The organism is Clostridium sp. AF36-4 (assembly GCF_003435975.1).
In the GTDB taxonomy this organism is placed as follows: Bacteria; Bacillota; Clostridia; order Lachnospirales; family Lachnospiraceae; genus Eubacterium_F.
This window is the reverse complement of the sequence record NZ_QTVH01000001.1, coordinates 212,491-225,486: the sequence shown is the minus strand read 5'-3', so window position 1 is coordinate 225,486 and position 12,996 is coordinate 212,491. Positions and strand designations below refer to the sequence as shown.

The 12,996-nt window shown below is 40.2% G+C and carries 8 protein-coding genes; 3 read left to right on the top strand and 5 right to left on the bottom strand.

The annotated features are described in order from the left end of the window. Positions 1-2: 2 nt before the first annotated feature. From DW005_RS01050 to DW005_RS01040, 3 genes are read right to left on the bottom strand one after another with little or no spacing between them, the layout of a single operon-like run. On the bottom strand, positions 3-1,550 hold the full coding sequence (locus DW005_RS01050) for a sodium-dependent transporter (RefSeq protein ID WP_117477807.1): 1,548 nt from the start codon (positions 1,548-1,550) through the stop codon (positions 3-5). 14 nt (positions 1,551-1,564) lie between these two features. Then, on the bottom strand, positions 1,565-3,031 hold the full coding sequence (locus tag DW005_RS01045) for an MATE family efflux transporter (RefSeq protein WP_242989331.1): 1,467 nt from the start codon (positions 3,029-3,031) through the stop codon (positions 1,565-1,567). Further along, positions 2,961-3,767 carry a dihydrofolate reductase gene (locus tag DW005_RS01040; RefSeq protein ID WP_117477806.1) on the bottom strand — a complete coding sequence of 269 codons (807 nt, stop codon included), beginning with the start codon at positions 3,765-3,767 and terminating at the stop codon, positions 2,961-2,963. Before DW005_RS01040 ends, DW005_RS01045 begins: the two co-directional genes overlap by 71 nt. A gap of 165 nt (positions 3,768-3,932) precedes the next feature. On the opposite strand from DW005_RS01040, the gene DW005_RS01035 reads away from it, so the two are divergent. From DW005_RS01035 to DW005_RS01025, 3 genes are read left to right on the top strand one after another with little or no spacing between them, the layout of a single operon-like run. Continuing rightward, a complete protein-coding gene (locus tag DW005_RS01035; protein WP_117477805.1) occupies positions 3,933-4,283 on the top strand; it encodes a PadR family transcriptional regulator in 351 nt (116 codons plus the stop codon). Positions 4,284-4,318: 35 nt separating this feature from the next. Further along, positions 4,319-4,987 carry a permease prefix domain 1-containing protein gene (locus DW005_RS01030; protein ID WP_117477804.1) on the top strand — a complete coding sequence of 223 codons (669 nt, stop codon included), beginning with the start codon at positions 4,319-4,321 and terminating at the stop codon, positions 4,985-4,987. 12 nt (positions 4,988-4,999) lie between these two features. Beyond that, on the top strand, positions 5,000-5,818 hold the full coding sequence (locus DW005_RS01025; protein WP_117477803.1) for a DUF4097 family beta strand repeat-containing protein: 819 nt from the start codon (positions 5,000-5,002) through the stop codon (positions 5,816-5,818). Between the two features lie 126 nt (positions 5,819-5,944). On the opposite strand, the gene DW005_RS01020 is transcribed toward DW005_RS01025, so the two are convergent. Both DW005_RS01020 and DW005_RS01015 read right to left on the bottom strand, forming a co-directional pair. After that, positions 5,945-6,127, bottom strand: coding sequence for a PF20097 family protein (locus DW005_RS01020; RefSeq protein WP_022375776.1), 183 nt, complete (start codon positions 6,125-6,127; stop codon positions 5,945-5,947). A gap of 149 nt (positions 6,128-6,276) precedes the next feature. After that, entirely contained in the window at positions 6,277-12,828 is a 6,552-nt protein-coding gene (locus tag DW005_RS01015) for an InlB B-repeat-containing protein (RefSeq protein WP_181974898.1), read from the bottom strand. Positions 12,829-12,996 lie beyond the last annotated feature (168 nt).

The window sequence follows — 12,996 nt, the reverse complement described above, 5'->3', positions numbered from 1 at the left end:
TTTTATTTTTCAACTTCCGGGTCGTTTTCTTCCCACACGATTTCATCTTCAACAAACCCGTGTTTCTTTTTATATCTCACAATTAATTTGAGAATAAATCCGCTTGCAAACACAAGCGCCGATACAAGCCATCCGGCAAGGCACTCTGCCCACAGAGCATAACCATAATGACCGCCTTTCTGCACAAACAAAACGTACAGATTCCACACAAACAAAATCAATAATGTCGCTGGCGCAATGTAACGAATCGCAAGACGAATCCATATACGAGGCATTTTAAATTTCTTTGTATTTCGATTAATCTGCTGCCACACTTTATCAATCTGAAAGCACCAGCCAACTGCAATACATTCCAAAATTCCGATTACAATCAAGTTAATCTGATTTGTCCAATTATCCACAATGTCAAGCCATGCTACACCGGCACGTGTCGCGTATAATAAAGAAATAATTGCACTGATTACACAGGCCCACCGTGTCACCTTCTTTGGATTCAAATGGAACTTATCTGCCACCGATGCCGACACACCCTCGATAATCGAAAAGGCTGAATCAATCGCAAGCGTTACTAACATCAGATAGAAAATAGCACCAAACAAGGCATTAAACCAGCCAATGTCCGTAAGATTTACAATTGCCTGCGGGTATACGATAAATGCTGTTGCAATTCCGGAATCCGTAATCGAATCAAGCATCCCAACACCACCCATTGTGGAAAACATAACGATACCTGACAAAACGCTGACTGCGGCATCCGAAAGCGCAATAATTACACAGTCTTTTGCCACATTTGCCGACTCGCCAAGATAAGAACCATATGCAAACATAATTGCCATCATAATCGATAAACTGTAAAATACCTGTCCAATGGCATCAATCCACAAACTTGGATCTTCAAAAGCACTCATGCTTGGAATGAAAAACATCCGAAGACCTTCACCGGCACCTGACATCGTACATCCTTTGATTGCCATAATGACAAGCAGAATGACCGGAAGAAATACGGTATACTTTACAACTTTACCCACACTGCTTGCACCATTTCGGATACAATAGTAAATCGCTGCCCAAGCCACAATAACAGAAAGCAGTACCGGAATCGGAATACTAAAACCTTTGATATCCCATGTTGTCTGTGTTAGATCGGCAAAAAGATTCTGCGCCGCATTTACATCTCCTGTCATACCGGCAAATTTTACCGAGCATACCGTCATCAAAATTACCCATGCGAAAACAACTGCATAATAGGTAGAAATAACAAATGCATTTGATGTTGCTGCCCATCCGATAAACTCTGTCTTTTTATTAATTCCCCGCATACTTTCGCCAGCACCGCGGTGGAATTTACGTGCAACGGAAACCTCCATCATCAGAAGTGGAATTCCGACAACAAACAGCGCAACTAAGTAAATTAACAAATATGTTCCGCCTCCGTGCTTTGCGGCAAGTCCCGGAAAGCGCCACGCATTTCCAAGTCCAACGGCGGAACCAATCGCCGCTAAAATAAATGTTGCCTGTGATGACCACTTTGACCTTTTTTCATGTTTCATAACAATCTCCTTTTCTAATCCTCTACAATATTACTAATCCAGACTCCCTTTTGAATCAGGATATATCCCACAGCAAGTTTGATTAAATCTGCTGCCTGTACAATCGCATATACGCCCAGAATGGAAAGACCTGTGTAGTAGCATAATACCGCCGCAATCGGAAGCGGTACAACCCACGAATACACACTGTCAAACAAAAACGTGATAAATGTTTTTCCCCCGGAACGGACGGTAAAATAAAGGGCATTTAAAACACCTTGTACCGGGAAAAACAATGCCGTAATAATAATAAACCACGTTCCGTAATTTCGCACCTGGCTCGTTGTATCATACAAATTCGGAAAAACTCCCGAAATGGAAACTAAAAGTATCGTAAGTCCCACACAAATTACACCTGCAAATTTCATCAGTGAGTACGCATTTTTCTTTGCCTTGTCGTATTCGCCCGCTCCGAGTGTCTGACCGCTCAAAATACCAACGGCGGAGCCGAGAGAAATAAATACAACATTTAAAAGGTTGCAAATGGCATTGGAAATCTGAAGTCCTGCCACAATCTCCAAGCCCCGTGTCGAATAGCACTGTGTCAACGCCGCAATGCTGCCCGCCCACAAAAACTCGTTTAAGAAAATAGGAAGTCCTTTTTTTATCATTTCTCCCATAATTGCCTTCGGCACAAGAAGCGTCCGGTACAATCCATTGATAAATGTAATTTCCTTCTTTTTGCAGTGCGTCCAGATAACCACGACTAACATCTCAACCACACGCGCCATCAAAGTAGCAATTGCTGCTCCCCTCACTCCAAGCTCAGGGAATCCAAATTTTCCATAAATAAGAAAATAGTTAAATACTACATCAATTACCACAGATGCAATGCCTGCTACCATCGGCTTTATACTTTCTCCGGTCTCTCTCAGACTGCTCGCATAAATCTGCGTCACGCCAAACGGAACAAAAGTAAATAACATAATTGCGAGATATTCTTTTGCATAAGACATCGTAAGCGACGCATTCACAACTTGGCTTTCACCGTGAAGATAAAGACCAATCAAATTCTCTCCCGCCAGCAAAAAGAGTAAAAGTCCGGCTATAATACAACCCCCGCAAATCCACATTTTCATGCGGACCGCATTACGGAATCCCTCTTCATTTCCCTGTCCATAATACTGGGCAGCATAGATACCGGGCCCCGATATTCCTCCGAAAATAGCAAGGTTAAAAACAAAAATAAGCTGTCCGACAATCGAGACAGCCGTCATCGCTTCTGTTCCAATGCTACCAACCATCACATTATCAATTAACCCGACCATGTTGGTAATACCATTTTGTATCATCATCGGAATCGCAAGCTTCAATGCCCTTCTATATATCATTTGATTTTTCACTTCTTTTGCACCTCTGATTTCTTCTCGTTTACCAGCCGCATCTGCCGCAGTTTTCACAATGCGTACATTCCACTTTGTGAATTTTCGCTTCCCATTCACATAATTCGATTTCCTTATCTTTTAAATCGAATTCCCTCTGCTGATATTTTGTCTCAATCTGTATCCTATCTTCCGCAAGTAAAGTAATCGTGAGCGGATAAATTGTAACCTCTTCCGGCCGCATACAATTTTGAAAAATCACGGGCGAAAAAACTTCCCATTTACCACTTTTTTCATCGAAAATCCGCAACTGTTTCTCTTTCGTAACCATTTTACCATCATACCACAAATCTTTCAGTGTGGAAAGCATAAATTTACCCTTTTTTTGCACACGCTCATATTCATAAAAAACAGCCTTTTGAGGCACTAAAATTTCACAGCTTTTTTCCACAAATTCTTCCTCCGAAAACATAGGAAAAAAAGTGTCTCCTTCTACCTTTTCCAAAAGTTTCGTTACATATATTTTATCGGTATTCTTAAGCGCTTCTTCATATACCGACGCCCCGCCGCAGATAAAAATATCCCGTCCGGTGTTTTTTTCTTTTTCCCATACTTCTTCTAAACTTTGCACCGTATGGCAGTTTTCCAGTTCAACCTTTTTCGTGCCGGACAAAAGATATGTCATCCGCCCAGGCAACGGATGCCCAATCTCATCGTACGTGCGGCGTCCCATCACAATGGCATTTCCCATCGTCAGCATTTGAAATTTTTTTCTATCCTCCGGCAAATCCCACGGTATTTTTCCCTCTCTGCCAATCACCCGGTTCTCACTCATCGCCACAATAATCGCTATCATCGGTTACCCCTTCTCTCTAACTATATCATCATATTCTCTCACCCTATCGCATCGCATGACATTTGTCAAGTATCGTGACAAATGTACTTATATTTTCAATATACATTGACAGACGAGGTATATTATGATTTAATAGCACTAACAAACATGAAGGGAGGATTGTTCATGTCAATTGCATCGGACTTGATTCGAGGACATACCGATACCATCATTCTCGCCCAGCTTTTGCAGGAGGACAGTTACGGATATAAGATTAATAAACGGATTCAGGAACTTACGCAAAATGAGTATGAACTAAAAGAAGCTACTTTATATACCGCATTCCGGCGGCTCGAAGAAGCCGGTTACATCTGTTCTTACTGGGGAAATGAAAATACCGGTGCCAGAAGACGTTATTATACCATTACACCGGAAGGCCGCAACGCCTACCGGAAGTTATGCAGCGAATGGGAGATTGCAAAGGAATTTATTGACGTTTTGATTCATTCGGAACCGTCAAATTCCAAACAAGTATAATGAAATGGCACAATCTATTTTATAAGGAGGATTTTATGGAGAACAAATTACGAGCTTACATGGACCATTTATTTCAGGATGTTCCAAATACAAAAAAAGCAGTTGAAGTAAAAGAAGAAATTTTGCAAAATATCGTGGACAAATACCACGACCTTGTGGCAGAGGGAAAATCAGAGGAAGCCGCTTACAACATTGCCATTGCAAGTATTGGTGATTTGGATGAACTTCTTGCTTCCCTGAAAGATTCGTCCCAGATGCCAAACCAAATGGACTCGGAAAATTATATGGCATGGCGTAAAAAATCAGCCATCCGCATTTCTGTTGCCATCATGCTTTATATTTTGTGTGTTACACCGCCAATTATTACAGACAGTCTGCATCTGCCGGACGCCATTGGTGCTTGTGGTCTTTTTGTTTTTATTGCCATCGCAACCGGAATTATTATTTACAATTCCATGACAAAACCGCGCTACACGAAAATGGACGACACTTTTATGGAAGATTTCAAAGAGTGGCAGAGTAAAAATGACACGAATAAGCAGGCAATGCACGCCATTAAAAGTGCTTTGTGGGTATTCATTACCGCCCTGTACTTTGTGATTAGTTTTACTACTATGGCATGGCACATTTCATGGGTCATCTTCTTAATTGGTGCCGCACTTGAATCCATTATCAAAGCTGTTTTTGAGCTGAAAGCAAATTAGGAGGGACCGATTATGAAAAAGAAAACTGCCATCTGGATAAAGATTATTGTACTTGGCATTTTGACACTCGCCCTCATCGGTATTTTAATTGTGGGGATTCTTGGCAACACCTTCCGCAACTTTCCGGTATTTGGCTCTTTTTCCAGCTATGACAATGCTGATTTGTATCAGGTGGGAAATGCTGATATTTCTGCATCCGAATTATCCAGTCTTTCCATCGACTGGGTAAGCGGCTCCGTAAAAGTTGATGTTTATGACGGAAATGTTATTCAGATTCGAGAAGATGGTGCAAGCGACCTATCGGATCGTGACAAAGCTCATTATTATTACCACGATGGAACTTTAGATGTCCGCTACCGGGAAAGCGGCAGCTTCTTCTCCTTCTTCCACAGCTTAGGGAGGAAGAACTTAGAGATTTTGATTCCACGTTCACTTGCTTCCAATTTATCGGAAATTTCCGGCGATGTAGTAAGTGCCGACACTACAATTAATGGTCTTTCCACAAAGAATTTTTATCTGGATACCGTAAGTGGAAACCTTACTTTTAATGGAAGCGCAGAACGGATTAACAGTGACAGCGTGAGTGGCGACTGCCATATTACCTCATCCGTTACACCTCAAAAAATTGACATGGAAAGCGTCAGTGGTGACATTTCAGTTTCGATTCCAAGTAACTCTGAATTCGAGGCAGAAAACGATTCCGTTTCCGGGGATTTAACTTGTAGTTTTGCCGGAACTAAAAAAGATGATAAGTTTGTCTGCGGCTCAGGTATTAACCGCTATGATTTTGACACCGTCAGCGGGGATGTTGAGATTTTGCCAGTGGGGTGATGTGATATTTTTAGTTTCCAACCAAATACTTGCCGCGCTCAAACTGAACCTTCAGTTCCGAAACAACGCTTTTTCTTGAAATCAAGAAAAAAGCGTTGTTTGGAGGTATTCCCCATGATTTCATTTTCAGATATCAATAATTAACTTATTGCAGTTATTACACAAATAAGCTTCCACATATGTTTTTTCCAAAAAACTTGTGAGCTTTATTTTTTTAGCATTAGGTCCTTCCGATTTCCACTTTAATGGATATCTGTCCTGATTAATTATGCCTTTTTCCATTTCGGAATTACAATATGGACACTGCATAAAATCACCTCCCAGTATGTTTAAACAATTCGATTATGTCAAATGCTCGTTATCTTTTGGCTTCCGGTAAATCAACAGAAAAACTTTGCGCCCAAAAGACGCAAAGTTTTTTCTACTGATTTACGGAAACTAAAAAATTTCACATAATCCTACTTCTTAATCTTTACTTTCTTTACCTTACTTGCTTTACCAAATACCTTAACAGCACCCTTTCCTTTTTTGTACGCAATTACTTTAACATAATATGTCTTGCCTTTTTTCAGGCGGGAAATTGTTACCTTTTTCGCAGAAGTCCATTTCGTTTTTGCTTTTTTAAACTTCTTATTTGTTGCATACATAACTTTATATCCGGACGCACCTTTTACTGCCTTAATGGTAACAACCATTTTCTTTTTCGCTTTATTCTTAAGTTTCTTAATGGTTGCTTTGCCGACTGTAATTTTAGGAGCCGGAGTTTTTGTCGCTGCCGGCTTTTTCGTTGCTGTCGGTTTCTTTGTTGGAACAGGTGTCACCGCCGGCTTCTTCGTTGGAACAGGTGTCACCGCCGGCTTCTTCGTTGGTGCAGGTGTTGCGGTTGGTTTCGCTGTGCTTTCGCTGGCATTGTAGTCTTTTAATGTGTACTCAATGGAGCCTGAAACAGCAAGTTCCACAGGATATGTTTTGCTTTCCTCGCCATTTAACGCAACATTGATTTGTTTGCTGCCTGTTCCATTGGATATCTTAATACCTTTTTTAATTGCCGTCTCATACTGATTCGTAACCTTAACTGCAATTATCTTTCCATTTTCAATAATTGCATCACAAACCAGCTGTGTATCATAAAGTTTAGACGGTTTGATGATACTAAATGAAGAACTGTTATCTACCACGTTTAATTCATCCATAGCACCGTCACTGCCATAAGCAGCCGCATTCATCGACAAAGCAATTGCATCCGCATCGTCTTTGAATGTTGGTTTATAACCAAACTGAAGAATGTACTCTCCTTTATTCACTGCCTCGATGGCTTCTTTACCGGAAACTACAATCTGTTTTTTGTTATTATCCCATTTTGCTCCGGCTGAAATCGGATTTACCTTTACATTCTTTTGGTCTGCCATTGAATAGTCAATGCGCACACTGTCATTTTCATTCATTGCAGTCGTACCTGCGTTACTGATAACTGCCTGCATGACTCTCTCGCCACCGGACAATGTCGATGTCACTTCCGGATTTGATACGACAAGGTCAGCACCAAGAAGCGTAAGTTTTGCCACCGCTTTTGCACCATTGTCTGCCTCAATATCAAATTCTTCATTCTTTAATATCTTGCCTAACGAATAGGTAAACTGAATCTGTCCGCTTTCACCGCTTTTCAGTGAGATTGGATAATTGTCATAAATTACATTTCCATTATTTTTAATTGTCACATTTTCCAGTGCTTTTCGTCCTGCATTTGTAAATGAAATGGTTACATTCACATTGCTTTCCGGAACAATATTCTGGTCAAATGCATTGGCAGTTTCATTTCTAAGCTCATTCTTAATCTGTTTTTTGGCAAATATCAATCGTGCCGGCTGCTCCTCGTCTTCATCTGAACCACTGCTTTGTTTTTGTGGCTGTGCGCAGGATACAACCGAGAATGAATCACCCTCTTTAGTTACGGTATTTCCTACCATGCTTTCACTTTCTGATGAGGTGCTGTTCATTTCATATTTTGTTGATAAGGTACTATCCTTTTTATTTATGTATTTTACATAAGTATGATTCAGCGAATCATCGCCAATTGAGTACCAGTAAACCGCACTATCATCAATGGTGTCGCCGCCCTTTGCGAAATCAAAGTTTTCTGCCACTTCGCCATTGTCATCAAGGGAGAAATCATTTGCGCTTCCGCTCATATTATATCCCTGAATTTTTACATATACTTTGCTTGTTTCCTCGCCCTTGTATTCTGACTGCTGCCATGCGGTCAAGAACATGCCGTCATTGTCTGTTACATATTTTACTCTAGGCTGCGTTTCTCCCGCTTCATTACAAGTTACACGGTTTACACTTTTCACCTGTCCATTATCAATCACATAAGAATACAATTCACGATTTTTAAGTAAATCGGAACTTCCCATGCTGGCAAGAATCATTGCAGTTCCATCATCCGACATATCCATATCGTATGCCTGAACACCTTTGATTTCTCCGCTTTCTAAGCACGCCGGGTCGGACCATTTTGTACCGTCATAGAAACTAAAGTACAATTTCTTCTCTCCCTGCATATCGTCTTTGACAGCACTTTCATCCATTGACTCAAGATTATAAGTATCGGACTGCCATACAACCATTGCCTTTCCATTTTTTACGGAAACTACCGGTGCAGTATCTGCTGCCTGATTATCTGTGAGTTTGGTGTGCTTTCCATTCACATACACGTGAATTTCACTGGAATTGGCACTTGTATTAAACTGGCTGCTTGAAATGTCATCGCTATTTTCCATCGCCGAATCATAAGTTACCGCATCAAAAACTAACACTTCTAACTTGTCATCTTTGGCATAATCAATCGCGTTCACCGTCTGATTCTCGCCTTTTGTCCGCCAGTCAGTCATAACTTTCGGATCCGACCATTTTGCTCCATCATATTCACTTACCGCCGGATTAATGGTTCCCAAATCTTCCAGATTTTCGGTATACACCATCGCCATGCTTTTACCATCTTCTGCTGCAACAGGTGTTATATATGGATTGATATAATTCATCCAGTCTTCATCCGCCTTTGGCGCAATTTTCAGAAGTGATGATTTTGATTTTGTTTCCATACCGGCAAACTCTAACAAGTTTGGTCTGCCAACAGGGAACTTCTCCCAATCCCGGTAACTTCTGCCTTTGCTAAATCCGGTTCCTACAATTTTTTTCTTGTATTTTATAAATAACAGCTTAAATTCAAAATACAATCCAATATCACCGGAGAAATTCAAGTATCCGCCGTCATATGTTTTTGTTTTGTCAAGGTCCTTGAAAATCACGACACGGTGATTATATTCAACCGAAAGGTTACCCTCTACACCAAATTTTAATTTTACTACTTTACCGTCAAATCCAACACCGCCACTGGCACCGACGTATCCTTTTACTCCAACAAGAATATCCGTTACAAAATTATACTGGCTGGTCAGTTTCAGGTTGTTTGTGCTGAAATCAAGTCCGACAAACTGGTTATGGTAAGAGTTTCCACCTGAAACCAGCGCATCAATATTTGCACTGCATCCAACTTTCATTCCATAATACAATGGAACAAATCCAACGACTACATTGTTATTGAAACTAAATTCATACTGAATGCTTCCGGCAATTCCGCCTCCGGTATAGGTCATAACCCATTTACCGTCGATAAAGTCCGCATTACCAAACGCATAACCGGATAATGTTTTTGTCAGTTTATTATCTTTTAAATCATTAATGGTTTCTGTTACTGCTGCCACAATATTATTTTCATCAAGACCGGCATTGCCAATAGCAATCATAAATGATTTCTTGAATGGGTCATCGGTATCCTGAAAACTTACCTTCATCGGCAAAACTTTTGGCAGGTTAAACTTTAATGTTCGGTTAATGACTTTTCCGGCAGATAATGTTGGTGTTTCCAAATCACCCACAAAATTAATACTGGATGGTTTTTCCGGTGATGGTAGGTCTGTGACATTGGCTATTGTAAATGGCGTTGTCTGCGTTGACAATATATTCTTTTTGCTATCCTTTACAATAACTTCAACCGAATGTCTTCCTGTTGAGGTACTTTTACTGTCAATCTCAAAAACAGACTTTTTCCACTCATTTACCATGCCGTCATAATATGTAGTTTCTTCTTTTGTGGCACTTAGTTCTCTGCCGGACGTTTTTATCTCAATAAGATGACCGGTGGCTGCACATGAGTTTACGACAATTTTTTTCGTCTCATTTTTATCAATCAATAAACTATTGATATCTTTTCCATTTTCATCTGTGACATAAACAATATTGTTATCTGTAACACCGTCTGATTTGCTGTTAAGCTGCACTTTGGTACCACCACTGACCTGCTGCCCATCCGAAAATACAGAATATCTCACAAGTTTTGGCTCGTAAGTATTGTTCTCTGTCGTAATTTCAAGAAGCACTTCCGCATTATCGAGTTGTTTTACATTGGAAAATGTAACCTCTGTTGAATACGGATTATCTACCAGATTTTTTTCAAAAGTCTGTGTATCCTTCGCAATTTCTTTTCCCTTATCATCGAGCAAATATGCCTTAATTGTAAATTTGCTTTCTTTTCCTTTTCCTGTTGCATCCGATAACGTTATGTTCTGCATATATTTTGAGGAAACCTGACAATTGTTAATCGGATATGCACCTGACGTTTCACCACTTGACATGTCTTTTATGGAAATATCACTTTTACTAAGTCCATATTTCACACCGACCGAAACATCATCCTGTGTCGGTTTCCACACAATACAGTCGCCGTTGGAAAGCTGTTTGATACTTTCTATCTTATCATTCTCTGTCGTCCACTCGACTTTATCTGCATCTCCGCCGCTGACATTACATCCTACTTTTCCAATATCCGTAAGGTAATCTTTATAGCTGTTGTCTGTAATTGGACGGATAATATACAATTTATTTGCCAAAGTCTTTACGTCAACACTCATTCGGTAAATCTGTCCGCTGGTTTCATCGGTTACCGTAACGTAAGTAAATCCATCTTTTTTTCCTGTCAGTGTGAGAATGTTTCCATTCATCTCGCAGGACGCTACACTTGCATCCGAAGCAACTGCCTTATACACATCATCCGCTGCATATCCACCTTTTACCTCAAAGGTATGTACGAGATTGATTTCATTGAGTTTTGCATAAAATTCATTGGAATCTTTTGCATCCTTCACTATTTTATCAACTGCATCCTCATTGGACATCAAATAGCTTTGATCCACTTTCTTGCCATTTTCATAAATTTCAAGTGCAGCTTTTTCTTCTTCCTTCCATGTTGCGTAAAGCGTGAGAACACCTGTGCCACTATATCTCGAGCCGGCCGCATACTCCTGTCCGCTTCCGTCTTTCTTTGTATTCCATCCGTTAAACACATATCCTTTTCTTGTTGGCTTTTGCGTTGTTATAATGAATGCATACAAATCTTCCTTCTTCTGTGTAGAAGGGAAATCTTTTACCAAATCACTGGTATTTTCGTTATAAATAATGGCATACTCACCGTCATACATTTCTGCATCTGCAAAAGTGTCAATGGAATCTAATTCGTCAACATCCGCACCATATTCCGGTTCGTTCCAATTGATATAATCTCCTTTTTTATATCCTCGGTTAATGGATACATAATAGCCAAACCCGTTGATACTCTCAAAAGTTACACCATTTTCATCATACTGGGTAACTTCTCCCTGACACACAAGACCTTTTATTCCATCATCATATGCGGCTTCCATATAATCATAGCCGTCCTCTGTAAGGCAGACATTATTCTCATCGCCAATCAGGGAAGATGCGTAAAGATTTTTCGATTCAGATCTGGTTACCGGCGTACCATCGGCTTCGTACATATAAAGCGAAACCGGATAATTATCGTCGCCACTATAGCGAAATACAAAATACCGGTCTTTTAACTGGGTACTTTTAAACTGATGACCCGTGGATGCATCTGCTGTTCCCCAAGAAGCATCATAACCATATCCGTTTATCATGTTTGTACTGGTAATAACATCAAGAATCTGATCCTTACTTAACTTTGCACCAAACAATCCTTCTTCATAATATCTGTACCAAATGGCATACAAAGTCACTACCTGATTTTTAGAATACGTTGCCCCCGGATCATAGGAAGTTCCTGAACCATCTTCTTTTGTGTTCCATTCTATAAAACGGTATCCTTTTCTTGTTGGAACATTCTCAGAAAGCGTAAGATCAACATCTTTTTCTTTTGTCTGCTCCTCCGGCATATCAAGTACCTGCTGCCCGCCTTCGGAATTATACATAACCGCATACTGACCGGACTCCAGACTGTTAGAAGAATATCCTGTCATTTCAGCAAGTTCATCCATTGTAACCGATGTATTGGCATCATCTTCCCAAACAATTTTCTCCCCAACATCGCGCCCCTGGCTGCCACTTAAATAATATCCAAATCCGTTCTTACTCTTAAAATAGAGTCCATTGGAATCTGCCTCGCCCATACTGCAAAGCGCCATTACACCTTCAATTCCATCCGTATAATTTTTTTTCATATAAGTAGATGCTGTGGTGGTAAGACACACATTGGTACTAAGACCTATTTTTGAAGATGACTTTAACCCTTTGTTTCGGCTGCTCACTACCGGTGTGCCATCATCTTCGTAAAGACATAAAGCAAGCGGATAATTTGAATCTCCGGAATACTTTAATACAAAATGTCTGTCCGTCATCATACTCTTTGTAAACTGATGGCCGGTAGAAGCATTCGCTGTTCCCCAGGATGCATCATATGGCAGACCCTTTAATGTGCTTGTCATCATAACATAATCAAAAAGCTGGTCAATTCCATATTCACCGGCAAAAATACCGGTTGTGTACTCACCATCTCTGACAACAGTTCCTTTCTCCTCCGCCTTCGACGACGTTGTCATATCAAACGGTATCGAAGTCAGAAGAAGTGCCGCTGCAAGCAGCAAACATAAACTTCTTTTTCTTGTTTTTTTCTTCATAAACATCCTCCAATCATACTAAACCTGCTAGTGCCAGTGGGAAATACTACTTTCCCGAAAAAATATATTTATGTTAATAGTTTATCATAGCTTAATACGATTTGTAAATAAAAGGAAACTTGAGTTTCCGCAGTTTTATACACAAGTGCGTCATTTTCCATATGCAGT